Origin of the sequence: Paenibacillus sp. RC67, assembly GCF_030020805.1 — a bacterium.
In the GTDB taxonomy this organism is placed as follows: domain Bacteria; phylum Bacillota; class Bacilli; order Paenibacillales; family NBRC-103111; genus Paenibacillus_S.
This window is the reverse complement of record NZ_CP125098.1, coordinates 2,937,501-2,953,324: the sequence shown is the minus strand read 5'-3', so window position 1 is coordinate 2,953,324 and position 15,824 is coordinate 2,937,501. Positions and strand designations below refer to the sequence as shown.

10 protein-coding genes, 3 tRNA genes and 1 rRNA gene are annotated in these 15,824 nt (G+C 45.3%); 3 read left to right on the top strand and 11 right to left on the bottom strand.

Features of this window, described 5'->3' with window-relative positions; genetic code table 11:
- Positions 1 to 19: 19 nt before the first annotated feature.
- A complete protein-coding gene (locus QMA13_RS13485) occupies positions 20 to 2,386 on the bottom strand; it encodes a glycoside hydrolase family 95 protein (RefSeq protein ID WP_282942018.1) in 2,367 nt (788 codons plus the stop codon).
- A gap of 182 nt (positions 2,387 to 2,568) precedes the next feature.
- On the opposite strand from QMA13_RS13485, the gene QMA13_RS13480 reads away from it, so the two are divergent.
- Positions 2,569 to 3,390 (top strand): AraC family transcriptional regulator, encoded by an 822-nt coding sequence (locus tag QMA13_RS13480; protein WP_282942016.1) that lies wholly within the window; start codon positions 2,569 to 2,571, stop codon positions 3,388 to 3,390.
- A gap of 79 nt (positions 3,391 to 3,469) precedes the next feature.
- Here the strand turns inward: QMA13_RS13480 and fumC are convergent, their stop codons facing one another.
- From fumC to QMA13_RS13450, 6 genes are all read right to left on the bottom strand, one after another.
- On the bottom strand, positions 3,470 to 4,858 hold the full coding sequence (gene fumC, locus QMA13_RS13475) for a class II fumarate hydratase (protein ID WP_282942014.1): 1,389 nt from the start codon (positions 4,856 to 4,858) through the stop codon (positions 3,470 to 3,472).
- Between the two features lie 55 nt (positions 4,859 to 4,913).
- Positions 4,914 to 6,407: an N-acetylglucosamine-specific PTS transporter subunit IIBC gene (gene nagE / locus QMA13_RS13470; protein ID WP_282942013.1), complete on the bottom strand. Its 1,494-nt coding sequence runs from the start codon at positions 6,405 to 6,407 to the stop codon at positions 4,914 to 4,916.
- Between the two features lie 48 nt (positions 6,408 to 6,455).
- Positions 6,456 to 6,959 (bottom strand): PTS sugar transporter subunit IIA, encoded by a 504-nt coding sequence (locus QMA13_RS13465; protein ID WP_282942012.1) that lies wholly within the window; start codon positions 6,957 to 6,959, stop codon positions 6,456 to 6,458.
- A 30-nt stretch (positions 6,960 to 6,989) separates the two neighbouring features.
- Entirely contained in the window at positions 6,990 to 7,847 is an 858-nt protein-coding gene (locus QMA13_RS13460) for a PRD domain-containing protein (RefSeq protein ID WP_282942009.1), read from the bottom strand.
- 494 nt (positions 7,848 to 8,341) lie between these two features.
- On the bottom strand, positions 8,342 to 9,271 hold the full coding sequence (locus QMA13_RS13455; protein WP_282942007.1) for an aldo/keto reductase: 930 nt from the start codon (positions 9,269 to 9,271) through the stop codon (positions 8,342 to 8,344).
- 70 nt (positions 9,272 to 9,341) lie between these two features.
- A complete protein-coding gene (locus QMA13_RS13450) occupies positions 9,342 to 11,510 on the bottom strand; it encodes a PAS domain S-box protein (protein ID WP_282942006.1) in 2,169 nt (722 codons plus the stop codon).
- Positions 11,511 to 11,773: 263 nt separating this feature from the next.
- On the opposite strand from QMA13_RS13450, the gene QMA13_RS13445 reads away from it, so the two are divergent.
- Positions 11,774 to 11,953: a hypothetical protein gene (locus QMA13_RS13445; RefSeq protein WP_282942004.1), complete on the top strand. Its 180-nt coding sequence runs from the start codon at positions 11,774 to 11,776 to the stop codon at positions 11,951 to 11,953.
- Positions 11,954 to 12,050: 97 nt separating this feature from the next.
- On the top strand, positions 12,051 to 12,233 hold the full coding sequence (locus QMA13_RS13440; RefSeq protein ID WP_282942002.1) for a hypothetical protein: 183 nt from the start codon (positions 12,051 to 12,053) through the stop codon (positions 12,231 to 12,233).
- A gap of 88 nt (positions 12,234 to 12,321) precedes the next feature.
- On the opposite strand, the gene QMA13_RS13435 is transcribed toward QMA13_RS13440, so the two are convergent.
- The 4 genes from QMA13_RS13435 to QMA13_RS13420 all read right to left on the bottom strand — a co-directional run bounded on the left by QMA13_RS13435 (position 12,322) and on the right by QMA13_RS13420 (position 15,623).
- Positions 12,322 to 12,398, bottom strand: a tRNA-Arg gene (locus QMA13_RS13435).
- Positions 12,399 to 12,405: 7 nt separating this feature from the next.
- Positions 12,406 to 12,489: transfer RNA gene (locus tag QMA13_RS13430), tRNA-Leu, on the bottom strand.
- Positions 12,490 to 12,497: 8 nt separating this feature from the next.
- A tRNA-Leu gene (locus QMA13_RS13425) sits at positions 12,498 to 12,583 on the bottom strand.
- 117 nt (positions 12,584 to 12,700) lie between these two features.
- A 23S ribosomal RNA gene (locus tag QMA13_RS13420) occupies positions 12,701 to 15,623 on the bottom strand.
- Between the last annotated feature and the right edge of the window lie 201 nt (positions 15,624 to 15,824).

Sequence of the window (15,824 nt, the reverse complement as noted above, 5' to 3'; positions counted from 1 at the left end):
TCTAACGTCTCTTTTCCGATCAAAAGGTTAAGTGGTATGTTCGACCCGCATCAGCTTCAAAATAAAACTGGCTCTCGTCCAGCTTCACATAATCGATTGATACTCCATCCGATTCAATCTCACAAATTTGTTTTTTGCATCTTAGGGTACAGACACCTCTAACAAACGAACGGATAACTGCATCATTCAGTTCGCTGTTACTCCAGCTTAAATCAACTTCGTAGCCACCGCGTCCGCGTAGTCCTTGAACCGAGCCTTGACTCCATTGCTGAGGCAGCGCCGGAAGCAAGCTCAGCTCCTTGGCATGGCTTTGCAGCAGCATCTCTGCGATTCCGGCCGTTCCGCCGAAATTTCCATCTATTTGGAATGGAGGATGCGCGTCGAACAAATTCGGATAAGTCGAATGCGTTAACAATGTCCTTACATACTGATAGGCAGACTCTGCATCCTCCAATCGAGCGAATACATTAATAATCCAAGCGCAGCTCCAGCCGGTATGTCCTCCGCCATTCTCAAGTCTCCGTCGCAGTGATTTGCGAACCGCCTCTGTTAACTCTGGATGCTGATGAAGAACAATTTGTCTTCCTGGGTAAAAACCAAATAAATGGGAAATATGCCGATGCCCAGGCTCCACCTCTTCAAAATCATGAAACCATTCCTGCAGCTGTCCATGCTTCCCGATGTGCAGAGGATACAATCTACTACGAGCGCTGTACAGCTCTTCTGCAAACTCAGCATCCCACTCCAGTTTCTCCGAAGCTTCCATACAATTTGTAAACAAGTCCCAAATGATGGACATATCCATTGTAGCTGCCTTACTGACTGAAGCGCGTTGACCGTCAGAGGTAATAAACATATTCTCCGGAGAAGTGGATGGACTTGTAACCAGATAGCCCGATTCGTCCTCAACCAGCCAATCTAGGCAGAATAAAGCTGCTTTTTTCATCAGCGGATAGGCATGATCACGCAAGTAATCTTTGTCCTGGGTAAAAGCAAAATGCTCCCATAAGTGACCGCTCAACCAAGCCCCACCCATGGGCCAAAATGCCCATTTCGGATCTCCTCCGTCTTTACCTACCGGATTTGATGATCTCCAAAGATCCACATTATGATTGGCGGTCCAGCCTCTGCAATTGAAGCTGATCGACGCCGTTTGCTCACCGGTTTCTGCAAGTTCATGAATCATCGTTAAAAGCGGTTCGTGGCATTCGCTCAAATTACTTAATTCAGCCGGCCAATAGTTCATTTGCGTATTGATATTTGTTGTATAGTTCGAACTCCAAGGCGGTCGAACCTTATCATTCCAAATCCCTTGAAGATTAGCAGGCTGAGTACCTTGTCTTGAACTGGAGATAAGCAAGTATCTTCCATATTGGAATAACAAAGTGGCCAACTGAGGGTCCTCGCTCCCATTTCGAAACAAATCCAACCGCACGTCCGTAGGGAGTAACTCATTATCTGATGCTCCCAGATCCATTTCCACACGATGCATTAGCTTCTGATGACCGGCGACATGTCTGGCTCTCAGCTTCTCATAACCGATAGAACGAGCCTGACTCAGTCGTTCCATACATTTGTCTCTCATTTGATCATATCGATTCTCATTTGCGACATCCGGAAACGTTGTAGCTGCTGCCAAAAATATAGTAACCTCATGCGCATCCTGTATTTCCAGCTCTAGTTGGTCATTAACCTTTACAATACCTTGATTCGAATGAACCTGTAAATGAGCCTCGAACTCGATACTCGCCCGATCATCATAAATAATGGGGGGTTCGATATGACGCCGATAATTGGGCTCCACATGGCTCGGACATTTCCCTTTTAACACGATATGATTGTCTGCGAATCTTTCGATTCTGAATTGCAGCAAACTAGTCAAACAAGCGGTTAGCTTCATTCCATCACTAGGAATAATAAGTCTTATCGCGATGACCTGATCTACCGCACTAGCGAATATCTCTCGCGTACAGGAAATATGGTCTTGTACATATTCAACGCTTGCCGTTGCATTCCTAAGATCAAGCTGCCGTCTATATTGACTCGTATTACGGACACCATCAATGGCAATCACCAAATCAGCCATCGGTAGATAGGACTGCGTATACTCACCCAAAACCTCTTGACTCAGAATCGTCTGAGCATCGTTGTATTTCTCAGAAGCAATGAGGCTCCTAGCCTCCTTTAAGCTTGGAAACGGCCTATTCTGATACCTGCAATCCGGTGTACCTGACCAGATCGTATCCTCATTCAGCTGAATGATCTCCCGCTCCAGTCCTCCAAATACCATCCCGCCTAACCTGCCGTTTCCGATAGGAAGAGCTTCCTCCCAATGTGCTGCTGGCTTGTCATACCATAATATAAGAGGCTTATTAGTGCTCGTCATTTGCTCCATCCTCTCCAATAATGGAATTCAATTATTAAGAAAACTTTGACGATTACGACTCTCCTTCATAACAAGACACCGGTTTAATCTCACTTTTCTTTTATAGATTAAGGTTTTATAATGGATATAACAATCTTTAATTTTGAACTAATATAAACATCTGAATCTAATGGAGGACAAATGTGAAAAAAACCGTGCTTCCTATTATAACCTCCGAGACTCAGCTCCCCTTTTACGTATATTCCGTTGGCGGAATGGAAAATCAACATCCAGTTAGACGGCTCAGAGGCTATCCTCACTATGTGTGGCTCCACACGATACAAGGAACCGGAAAACTTCTTTTGGATGGTGCTGAGCACACTTTAACGGAAAACTCGGGTCTGCTGCTCTATCCTCAAAGCTCCTATGCATATTCCGCATTGGAGGAACCGTGGGAAACCCATTGGGTAGCCTTCTCAGGGGATGCAGTCGAGAGTTTTCTCCAGTATACCGAGCTCAAAAAATCACAACTATTCAGTCAGCTTAACCTACAAATGCTTGATCGGCTTATTAATGAAATTTACGTTTCGGCCTTATCGAACCATCCTGAAAGCGGTATCATTTCCTCTGGGAAGCTGTATAGCTTTCTTATTGAGTTAAGTCGAAGCGTGAATCAAGAACATTTTCGATCAAACAACTCTACTTATAGCAGACTGCAGCCCGTTCTTTCCCATATCGAAAATAACTTGGCTCATGACATTTCCTTGGACCATTTGGCAGCAATCATTCATGTATCACCCCAATATTTATGCCGCTTGTTCAAGCAATCCTTACAAATGAGTCCGGTTGTGTACTTAATTCGATTGCGTCTGCAAAAGGCAAAAGAATTGCTGCTAGAGCAAGACGAGCTCTCTGTAGCTGAGATTGGTGCGAAAGTGGGCTTCCAAGCGGCAAGCTACTTTTGTTCCGTATTTAAGCACCATGAAGGCATGACGCCTCTTGAATTCCGAAAATCATTCAAGTAAGAAGATTATGCATCAATACAATGATAAATAAGCCCCAATTCCAACAACCGTCGGATTGGAGCTTGTTTTATTTTAATCGTCAGGCTTTAGGTGACACCATTTGTTCCGGTCGAACATATTCATCGAACTGCTCCTCGGTCAAAAACCCGCTTCGGATCGCGGCCTCTTTCAAGGTTAGGTTCTCATGATGGGCGCTCTTCGCGATAACAGCCGCCTTTTCATATCCAATATGCGGATTTAAAGCAGTTACAAGCATGAGAGATTCACGTAAATACCTTTCGATCACATCACGGTTTGGCTCAATACCGACAGCACAATGATCATTGAAGGATAGCATCGTATCCGCCAACAGCTGTGCGGATTGCAGAAAATTATGAATAATCACTGGCTTGAACACATTCAGCTCGAAATTCCCTTGGCTTGCAGCGAATCCGATGACCGCATCGTTACCCATCACCTGGCAAACTACCATGGTCATGGCTTCACTTTGGGTTGGATTCACCTTACCTGGCATAATGGAGCTGCCGGGCTCATTCTCAGGAATGATGATTTCACCGATTCCGCAGCGAGGTCCACTCGCCAACCAACGCACATCATTGGCTATTTTCATTAAGTCTGCCGCCAATGCCTTCATGGCTCCATGAACGAACACTACCTGATCATGGCTCGTTAGCGCATGGAACTTATTCACCGCTGAGATAAATGTTTTACCTGTTTCCCTGCTTATTTCCTCAGCAACCATCGCACCGAACTGTGGATGTGCGTTTAACCCAGTGCCGACGGCAGTTCCACCAATCGCCAGCTCTTTCATTGTCTGGACGCTATCCTTCAGCATCCTTTCTGTGTTGTCAAGCATGGCCCACCAACCGCTAACCTCTTGTCCTAATGTCAATGGAGTTGCATCCTGCAAATGGGTACGGCCAATTTTAATAATATCGGCGAATGCTTCCATTTTGCTTTGAAACGTGTCCTTTAGCTTACCAAGCGCAGGAAGCAATTGATCCTCTACAGCTAAGACTCCGGCTATATGTAATGCGGTGGGGAATGTATCGTTGGAGCTTTGCGATTTATTCACGTCATCGTTTGGATGCACTTGTTTCACATTACCTGCAGCTTCTAGTAATTGATTGGCACGATGAGCGATGACCTCATTTACATTCATATTGGATTGTGTACCACTCCCCGTTTGCCACACGACAAGCGGGAAGTGATCATCCCATTTACCAGCTAATATTTCATCTGCCGCTGCTGCAATCGCATCCGCTTTTTCCTTTTCCAGCTTGCCTAATTGAAGATTCACACGCGCTGCCGATTTCTTCAAAATAGCAAAAGCTTGTATTACCTTTAGAGGCATTCTCTCCGACCCAATCTTGAAATTCTCGCTGCTTCTTTGAGTTTGAGCTCCCCATAGCTTATCGATTGGGACTTGTATTTCTCCCATCGTATCTCGTTCCACTCTATATTTCATAACGAAATGCACCTCCTATATCTACCATGGTATTTTACCCAATTATAAACATATTCTAATCATGATGGGAAGCATACTTCGTTAATTCATTCGATTCCAACAGCCTTTTAAGCTCATCCTTTAACTGATCGGACTGGGTACCGAATATGATTTGCACCGCTCCTTGCCCAAGCCGCATGACACCCGATGCTCCTAACCCTTTGAGCTCTTTATCGTCTACCAGCTTATCATCCATAACAACGAGCCTTAGACGGGTTATGCAGGCGTCTACCCCATCGACATTAGCTGCCCCTCCGATTGCGACCAAAATACGCTGAGCTTTTTCACGTGTACGTTGAATTGGTGAAATGTATCCTTTTGTGGTGGAAGCAGGCTCTTCCTCTTCTCGACCTGGTGTTTTTAAATTAAACTTGTGAATCAATACCCGGAATAACACGTAATAGACGATACTAAAGCACAGTCCTATCGGGATGATCATAAGCGGATGTGTTGCTAACGGATAGTTTAGAACATAATCAATAAGCCCTGCAGAAAAACCGAACCCGAGCTTTATGCCCAGGGATGCCGCGATAGCTCCAGATAGTCCAGTAAGAACAGCATGAATCACATACAGGCCTGGTGCCACGAACATGAAAGCGAATTCAAGAGGCTCCGTAATTCCTGTCAAAAAAGAAGCCAAAGCCGTACCGATAAATACCGAAGAAATCAGCTTTCTTTTTTCAGGCTTAGCACTATGAATGATTGCCAAGGCTCCTGCCGGCAGCGCGAACATCATAATTGGAAAAAAACCCGTCATAAATTGTCCTGCCGTGCGATCCCCATTGAAAAATCGGTATAAATCACCATGAACAACCTGACCCGAGGCATTGGTGTAGTCTCCAATCTGAAACCACGCAATGGAATTGATAACATGATGCAGCCCAAATGGAATCAACAGCCGATTGGCCGTGCCAAAAATAAAAGCTCCGACACCGCCCAGATCTGTAAACCATCTTCCGAAGGAATTCAAACCATGCTGTACAGGTCCCCAAATCAAGCCAAGCGCAATACCTATAAGAACCATCGCAAAGGACGTAATGATAGGAACAAACCGTTTGCCTCCAAAAAATCCAAGCCATTCGGGAAGCTTTATAGTATGGTATTTTTTAAATAAATAGGATGAAATCACTCCGGCAATAATGCCTCCAATAACGCCCATATCAAGCTTCTCATCTTTACCAATGAACTCAGGAAAAGCTACAGGCATTTTCGATAGTACGGTGATCAATACCTGGTAGGCAATGACCGCCGCCAAGGTAGCTGCTGCGTCCCCGATCAGACCTATAGATATTCCAACTGCAAACAGCAGCGGCAAATAATCAAAAATGGCGGAACCTCCAGCTTGAAGAAAAGGAGCTACGTACTGGTTCAAAAATCCGCCGATATTATCTCCTAGGTGAAAATCATTGACATAATCAATAGCGCCAAATCGCCTCAGTAAAGCAGCCGCAGGAAGCGTTGCAACAGGAAGCATGAGTGCTTTTCCGATCTTTTGCAATGAAGCGAGCATCCCAAGTCAACCCCTTTTTTTCCCTAAAACATTAACAAGCAGTCGGTCTTATATAGAGCTCTGCCACACTACTCTCATAATAGCAGGCTCTCCCGCTTGCACGGATTTATAGGAACAAGCGACGTCAGGAGCCATTTCTCCATTTGCTATAACGATTGGCGTGATAGGTTCGTACCCCGCTGTCCTGATGAAGTCCACATCGAAAGTAATCAATTTCTGCCCCGCAGAGACCAAATCACCGGTTTCAATATGTGAATGAAAGCCTTCGCCTTTTAAAGCAACCGTGTTTATCCCAATGTGAATGAGCAGCTGGAGTCCTGATTCATGTTCCAAAATAAGGGCATGCTTCGATTGGATCAAGTATACCACCACACCGTCGAACGGCGCTACCAATATCCCGTCCATGGGATCAATGGCAAGACCTTCCCCCATCTGTTTACTTGCAAATGCTTTATCAGGCACATGATCCAGAGGAACCGATTGACCAGATAGTGGTGAGTTAATGTCCAAAGATTGATATTTCGTCTTGTTGGTAAGCCAATGAGTAAACATGCGGATCCCCCTTGTTGAATAGAACCTACCTCATGATGTGAAAACTTGAAACAACCTGTACAAATGCATAACCAGGAAGCCTACCTCATCCTCCGGTATTTCCGTCTGCAGATGATGCTTCATCACCTCTGCCAGCTCTAGTGCGAGCTTATACTCCTCCTTATACTGCTTCTTCATTTGTTTAAGAAACGGGTTGCTGACGACCTTCTTTTGTGTAACACGCTCTAGAGAAAACCGAAGATGGGTAACAAGCCTTACATAATCCATACTTTCTTTAGGAATACGTATCGACCTATACATCTCAATCGTCTCGACCATTTCATTGATTAGGTTGGAGAACTTGACCAGTTGACCTACAGGCACATTCGTTACGGCAGAATGAACGTGATAGGTAAGAAAGCCTACTTCATCTTCAGGAACATCAATTAGAAATTTATTGCGAATAAGGTCGGCTGCCTTCTTGGCAATGTCATACTCCATAGGAAAAAACATTTTCGTTTCATATAAAAACGGGTTAACGATGTCCATACCGTTACGAAGCCTGTGTATCGCAAACTGAATATGACTGGGCAATGCAAAGTAAACCTTATTGTTAATTGGAGTCGTAAATTGGCTCTGAATTTGCTCGATAATTTGCTCCGAAATCACAATGACTTCCGGATAAACATCCTCCAGAAGAGAACGATACTGCGTCAATTGGTCTCTATCATCCAAACGAAACCGTTTTTCAATTCGAGGATCTTTAGCATCAATGAAACCGGGAGCTTTAGTACCGAAACCTATTCCTTTCCCCAACAGCACATACTCCCTGTCTGAACCTAGCTCCTTGACCAAAATAACGTTATTGCCAATCACTCTTTCGATGCGATGGTTATTCTCTGGCCTCACTGACGAATCACCGCCTATTTTGTCCATATGGATAATATATACAATAAAACAGAAAAGAGCCAAGAAAAGATTTCTATATTCATAGAAATCTCTCCCTGGCTCATGCCCTTGTACAAGGTAACACGCCACGTTATTCACTTATATTCATCTTATAATAAAGAAATGGCTATCGTCAATCAATATTCATAATAAATTCACTTGCATAATATATCGAAACATGATAAGATATCCTAATGTATCATTTCAAGGCAACCTCAAAACGTATTTTCCTCAGTTCGTTTTCGTTGTACCTCCACCCATAAAACATCTCAAATTCCAAACTAACCCTAAGAATTTGTAGTCGTGTTACTGATTCACACTGGCGCGGTCTTCGGAGCCGCAAGGATGAAAGAGAGGTAGGGCTTTCATTGTTTTAGGGCACCACTGTTTATGCTTTGGCAGAAAAACAGGTTGCAAGATAAATGATACATTCAGGAAGAGCTCCGCATCTAATGCTATGCGTCAATGCTAGCAATGACTTTTTTGCTGACGGAATCCAGCGCGTTCAACTCATCCGAGTTCAACTCAATGTCCGCTGCTTCGATATTTTCTTTCATATGCTTAATGCTTTGTGAGCCAACGATAGCTGTCGTCAATGCTTCTTGATGCAGCAGCCAGCTTATAGCAATTTGGGATATGGCTTTCCCTTTCGAGTCAGCAATATCTTTGAGCACCATGATGAGCTCTTCCTCTTTTTCCAAATGATCCGGCAAGAACAACCGTCTTGTACTGCGGAAATCGTTCTCGTCCAATTTTTTTCCGCCCAAATGGAAGGCACCAGTCAATAACCCTTTGGCAATCGAGCTATAGCTCATAATAGCTATGTTATTTTTCTTACAATACGGCACGATATCTTGTTCTATCGATCTGTGCAATAAGCTGTATTCGGGCTGCAGCACATCGATTTGAGCATAAAGAGAAGCTTCCTCCAGTTGTTCTACTGAAAAATTGGATACTCCAATGGCTCGGATTAAGCCCTCTTCCTTCAATTTGTTAAACTCCGTCAAAGTCTCAGATACCGGAACTTCAAAGCTTGGCCAATGGATATAGTAAATATCGATATAGTCGGTCTTCAGCCTCTGCAAGCTCGCTTCAGCAGAACGTCGAACATTAGCAGGTGCAAGATTAGCGCGGCTCACTTTAGTAGTTAAAATGCACTGCTCCCTTTTACCCTGCAGAGCATTGCCGACGATTTCCTCAGAATGTCCGGAACCATAACCTTCTGCCGTGTCGAACGTAGTAATCCCCATATCAAAAGCAGCTTGTACCGCTTTCATATTATTATCGTCACTCGTAAACTCCCACGGTCCACCACCCAGCTCCCAACAGCCGAACGTAACACGCGATACCTGAATGTTGCTTTTTCCTAGTGGTGAAAATTTCAAAATGATTCCTCCTTCAGCATAATGTACCTTTATAGGCATATCACGATTTGAATAATTTATCAAGTATTGCTTATTTAGCCATCACCTTCATATTGCCATCAATGGAGCGGTTCAGCGATATAGGTAGGGTCATATTAACTTCCGTACCTTCATTTAGCTCGCTCTCGATTTGGATTTTTCCTTGATGGGTCTCAATAATCTTATAACACATCATAAGACCAAGACCAGTGCCTTTTTCTTTGGTCGTATAGAAAGGCTCACCCAAGAAAGCCAGTCGTTCCTGCGGAATACCATGACCGTTATCCACGATTCGGATATGGACCTCCTGCTGATCTTGATGAACATCTAGTTGAATCTCACCTCCATTAGGCATAGCTTCAATAGCATTTTTCAATAAGTTGATAAAAACCTGCTTGATTTGAAATTCGGAGCAGCATATCATAATCGGATCCTTTTTCGACATTTGCACCGAAATCTGCACATTGTTCATAGTCGCTTCAGGCTCGATTAATTGAATCACGGTTTGTATAATTTGCTTTAATGATTTCAAATTGAACTCTATAACCTGCGGTTTTGCGATAATCAGAAATTCACTCACAATAAAATTTATCCTATTCAGTTCGCTGCACATAATATCGTAATATCGCTGTTGATTCGGACCCTTCTCATACATCAACTGCAGAAATCCTTTTAACGAAGTAAGCGGATTACGTATTTCATGGGCAAGACCAGCAGCCAATTGACCTACAACAGCGAGTCTGTCCGATTTCCTTAACAGCTCCTCTGTCTTTTTACGCTCCGTAATATCCCTTGATATTCCAGCTATAGCAATCGTCTCTCCATCAGCATCTTTAATCGGTGATATTGTCAAACTAACCTGCAGGACGGTTCCGTCTTTATGGAGACGAATCGTTTCGTAATCCGTTATTTCCTTACCAGATAATAATTGATCCATAATTTCGGTTAATTCATCTTTTCGCTCATCAGGAAGTAGTGGCAGCTGTTGGCCAATAATTTCTTCACCACTCCAGCCATAGATTCTTTCAAACGCATTATTTATTTGGAGTACATGACCTTGCAAATCTATGACATCGATAGCATCCGAAGTATTCGTGATTAGGGATTCCAACATTTCCTTGGTTGCCCGTAAATCCTCCTCCGTACGCTTACGTTCGGTAATATCAATACAGGAAGCAATGACCTCTACAACTTGTCCGTCTCGTTTTATAGGCCTAAGAGATGCTAGATAGGGGACCTCATTGAGCATCCCTTCATACAATACATTCTCTTCTCCAAGCCATGCGCGTTTATAATACTCCTCCTTATTCTGAGCGATCTCCCAAGGTACAACATCACTTAGCTCACTTCCCACAATTTGCTCCGGCGTGTAGCCCAGACGATAAATCAACTCACCGTCACATAATGTGTGAATGAACTTTCCGTCCACCTCTTTGAACTTGAACGTCATTCCCTGCTGCTTTCTTACAACGTCCTGCATATCCTGCTGAAGCAACACAAGCGATTCCTTCGTTTTCTTATGCTCCGTAATATCCCTAGCAATAATATAAAAACCGACAATCTTGCCATCAACGATGATAGGTACATCCTTTGCACCTAAAAATACTTGGTAACCAAGCTTATGAGTTAGCGTTATTTCATGATTGTATTGATCATTCTCCATGACGTTTTGCAAAATAAGGAGATGATCTTCTTCCTCGGCAATTAAAGATTTGAATGATGTATGTAAAAGCTCATGAGCATCGTAACCAATTATTTTTTCCATAGCTGGATTCACTCCGTCGATCTTCCCATCGAGGTCCAATGAAAAAATACCCGCTGGGTTATATTCAATGAGCGAACGGTACTTTTGCTCTAACTGTTTTCTCGAGCTAATATCCTGAATTTGTGCAATCGTATACATAGGCTCTCCTTCAGGACTGCGGACCAACGATACATCCAGTAGAATCCATATTACATTCCCGGTCTTGTGCTTAAAACGTTTCTCTATTTGAAAGCTATCCCATTCACCAGACAGCAGACGCTTCGTATACTCCAGGTTTATTTCTAAATCTTCAGGGTGTGTCAGGCTTTGGAAGTCCGTCAAAAGCAGCTCTTGCTCAGAGTAACCGGTAATTCCGCATAATGCTCTGTTAACCTTATGCCATTTACCATCCAGATCATTAATAGCCATTCCCGTTGCAGCATAATCAAAAGCAATACGGAATAATGCGTCATTCATAGGCAAGGATGTTTTCAGGCAATTCCTGTTTCCAGCTATATTTTCAACTTCCTGCTGCATTTCGCACATGGCAATGTACCTCATATTCGAATTATTTTTTCGACAGTATTACTTATGTTCTTCAAATATTGAGCTTTTCCTTCTTATACAGTCATTTTTAATTCCGTCAAGTATCGACAAGAGAAGTATATATTAATGCTTATGTGACACATTAAACAAGTAATCCTTTAATATGACTTCTCAGAAAGGCAGTGTATGTATGTATGAATAAATCCGTTTCACGACAAAACAATCAGCAAAACCGACAATCTATTGCTAATGCAGCGGGTCAGCAGAAGACGAAAGAGCAATTAAGTGATGTTTACGCTGCTGGAACGAGCGACGGTTTGGTTCAATTAGAAAATGAGACGATCTCTTTGGCTCAAGATAGCAAGGAAAAGTGAAAACTTGAAAAGATTTTTGACTTAGCGTGCGTAAACTTGTATGTACCGCTAAGGTTAGTGGGATACTATCTCTGATAAAGACGAGGAGGTGATCTCGATGGCTGAAAACAATAACAATGCTATTCAAAATGCTATCAATGCCGCACAATCCAATGCGGAAAATGAAGAGCAACAGCAGCAAGTTGAACAATTGTCGTCCATGCTTCAAAGCAATTCAGAGAACGAAGGCGCAACCTCCTCTGCTCTAAATGAGGAAGAATCAGACTCAAGTGAGTACTAGAATGTAAAGAAAAGAAACCTGTGATTATTAAAAATCACAGGTTTCTTAATATAGAGGTTATTAATTTCTAGGTACTAAATCAGTTAAATGGCGTGCCCTGAGAGATTCGAACTCCCGGCCTTTTGATTCGTAGTCAAACGCTCTATCCAGCTGAGCTAAGGGCACAAGAAAATGCAGTCGAGAGGACTCGAACCTCCACGGGGGTTAGCCCACACGGACCTGAACCGTGCGCGTCTGCCAATTCCGCCACGACTGCATGATGTTTGGTGCGGTTGAGAGGACTCGAACCTCCACGAGCGTACGCCCACTACCCCCTCAAGATAGCGTGTCTGCCATTCCACCACAACCGCTTATTCAATTCAAGGTGACTTGCACCCTGAAAACTAGATACGAAATTCATGCGTAAAGTAATAGTATTTGTTAACCGGTTTGTTTCCGGGCTCTGACGATGCTGCACATCGCAGATTTTGGTTAAGCCCTCGACCGATTAGTATTCGTCAGCTCCACACGTTGCCGTGCTTCCACCCCGAACCTATCAACCTCGTCGTCTTCAAGGGGTCTTACATACTGGGAAATCTCATCTTGAGGGGGGCTTCACGCTTAGATGCTTTCAGCGCTTATCCCGTCCGTACGTAGCTATCCAGCCGTGCTCCTGGCGGAACAACTGGTACACCAGCGGTACGTCCATCCCGGTCCTCTCGTACTAAGGACAGCTCCTCTCAAATTTCCTACGCCCACGACAGATAGGGACCGAACTGTCTCACGACGTTCTGAACCCAGCTCGCGTACCGCTTTAATGGGCGAACAGCCCAACCCTTGGGACCTACTTCAGCCCCAGGATGCGATGAGCCGACATCGAGGTGCCAAACCTCCCCGTCGATGTGGACTCTTGGGGGAGATAAGCCTGTTATCCCCAGGGTAGCTTTTATCCGTTGAGCGATGGCCCTTCCATTCGGTACCACCGGATCACTAAGCCCGACTTTCGTCCCTGCTCGACCTGTATGTCTCGCAGTCAAGCTCCCTTATGCCTTTGCACTCTTCGAATGATTTCCAACCATTCTGAGGGAACCTTGGGGCGCCTCCGTTACTTTTTAGGAGGCGACCGCCCCAGTCAAACTGCCCACCTGACACTGTTCCCCGACCAGTTCATGGCCGCGGGTTAGAACTCCGATACGATCAGGGTGGTATCCCAACGTCGCCTCCACACAAGCTGGCGCTCATGCTTCTCAGGCTCCCACCTATCCTGTACAGATCGTACCAAAGTCCAATATCAAGCTGCAGTAAAGCTCCATGGGGTCTTTCCGTCTTGTCGCGGGTAACCTGCATCTTCACAGGTATTAAAATTTCACCGGATCTCTCGTTGAGACAGCGCCCAAGTCGTTACGCCATTCGTGCGGGTCAGAATTTACCTGACAAGGAATTTCGCTACCTTAGGACCGTTATAGTTACGGCCGCCGTTTACTGGGGCTTCGGTTCATAGCTTCGGGATTGCTCCCTAACCACTCCCCTTAACCTTCCAGCACCGGGCAGGCGTCAGCCCGTATACTTCGCCTTGCGGCTTCGCACAGACCTGTGTTTTTGCTAAACAGTCGCTTGGGCCTTTTCACTGCGGCCCCCTCGGGCTATTCACCCTACCGAGGCACCCCTTCTCCCGAAGTTACGGGGTCATTTTGCCGAGTTCCTTAACGAGAGTTCTTCCGCGCGCCTTAGCATGCTCTGCTCGCCTACCTGTGTCGGTTTGCGGTACGGGCACCTTCTCCCTGGCTAGAGGCTTTTCTTGGCAGCCTGAACTCATGACCTTCGCTACTGCAATTTTCGCTCCCCATCACAGACCAGCCTTAACGATGTGCGGATTTGCCTACACATCAGCCTCTCTGCTTGGACGGGCATCCATCAGCCCGCGTCACTATCCTTCTGCGTCACCCCATCGCTCATAACGGTTCACGGTGGTACAGGAATTTCAACCTGTTGTCCTTCGACTACGCCTTTCGGCCTCGCCTTAGGTCCCGACTTACCCTGAGTGGACGAGCCTTCCTCAGGAACCCTTAGGCTTTCGGCGGACAAGATTCTCACTTGTCTTTTCGTTACTCATACCGGCATTCTCACTTGTGTACTGTCCAGCGCTCCTTACGGTACACCTTCAACCTATACACAACGCTCCCCTACCCAAGAACATTACTGTCCTAGCCATAGCTTCGGTGGCGTGTTTAGCCCCGTTACATTTTCGGCGCAGAGTCACTCGACCAGTGAGCTATTACGCACTCTTTCAATGGTGGCTGCTTCTAAGCCAACATCCTGGTTGTCTGTGCAACTCCACATCCTTTCCCACTTAACACACACTGGGGGACCTTAGCTGATGGTCTGGGCTGTTTCCCTCTTGACAATGGATCTTAGCACTCACTGTCTGACTCCCGGGATGAAAGTATGTGGCATTCAGAGTTTGACTGGACTTGGTAACCCTTGGCGGGCCCCGCACCCAATCAGTGCTTTACCTCCACTACTCATCTCCCGAGGCTAGCCCTAAAGCTATTTCGGGGAGAACCAGCTATCTCCAAGTTCGATTGGAATTTCTCCGCTACCCCCACCTCATCCCCGAATTTTTCAACATTCGTGGGTTCGGGCCTCCAGTGCGTGTTACCGCACCTTCACCCTGGACAGGGGTAGATCACATGGTTTCGGGTCTACGCCCACGTACTAAATCGCCCTATTTAGACTCGCTTTCGCTGCGGCTTCGGCTCTTCACCTTAACCTTGCACGGGAACGTAACTCGCCGGTTCATTCTACAAAAGGCACGCCATCACCCATTAACGGGCTCTGACTTCTTGTAAGCACACGGTTTCAGGTTCTATTTCACTCCGCTCCCGCGGTTCTTTTCACCTTTCCCTCACGGTACTGCTTCACTATCGGTCGCTAGGGAGTATTTAGCCTTGGCAGATGGTCCTGCCTGCTTCCCACGAGGTTTCACGTGTCTCGCGGTACTCGGGATCCGTCTAGCGATACGTTCGTTTTTGGCTACAGGACTTTTACCCTCTCTGGTCGGCCTTTCCAGACCGCTTCGCCTAACCAACTTTTCGCACATTGACGTCCCACAACCCCAGAGGGCAAGCCCCCTGGTTTGGGCTATTCCGCTTTCGCTCGCCGCTACTGACGGAATCACTTTTGTTTTCTTCTCCTGAGGGTACTTAGATGTTTCAGTTCTCCTCGTATGCCTCTACACATCCTATGTATTCAGATGCGAGTAACTGAGTATTACCTCAGCTGGGTTCCCCCATTCGGACATCCCCGGATCAAAGCCTGCTTACGGCTCCCCGAGGCCATTTCGTCGTTCGCCACGTCCTTCTTCGGCTCCTAGCGCCTAGGCATCCTCCGTGTGCTCTTATTAGCTTAACCAGCTAATGATTCGATTCATAAAGAATCGTCACTACGTTGTATTGCTCTACGCATTTATTTCGATATCTAGTTTTCAAGGAACAATCTGCAACTGTTACATCAAATTCACGATGTCAGTTGTCAGTGTTGTTGAGATTCACATCGACTCCTAATGGAGTCTTTGTCCTCTCAAAACTGACCAACGAGTGAATGCTATTTTGC

Excerpts from the sequence above, each read along its gene's own strand:
- QMA13_RS13450 (WP_282942006.1), bottom strand. The coding sequence starts at position 11,510 with ATGAATGACGCATTATTCCGTATTGCTTTTGATTATGCTGCAACGGGA.
- QMA13_RS13445 (WP_282942004.1), top strand. The coding sequence starts at position 11,774 with ATGAATAAATCCGTTTCACGACAAAACAATCAGCAAAACCGACAATCT.
- QMA13_RS13485 (WP_282942018.1), bottom strand. The coding sequence starts at position 2,386 with ATGACGAGCACTAATAAGCCTCTTATATTATGGTATGACAAGCCAGCA.
- QMA13_RS13465 (WP_282942012.1), bottom strand. The coding sequence starts at position 6,959 with ATGTTTACTCATTGGCTTACCAACAAGACGAAATATCAATCTTTGGAC.
- fumC (WP_282942014.1), bottom strand. The coding sequence starts at position 4,858 with ATGAAATATAGAGTGGAACGAGATACGATGGGAGAAATACAAGTCCCA.
- nagE (WP_282942013.1), bottom strand. The coding sequence starts at position 6,407 with ATGCTCGCTTCATTGCAAAAGATCGGAAAAGCACTCATGCTTCCTGTT.
- QMA13_RS13440 (WP_282942002.1), top strand. The coding sequence starts at position 12,051 with ATGGCTGAAAACAATAACAATGCTATTCAAAATGCTATCAATGCCGCA.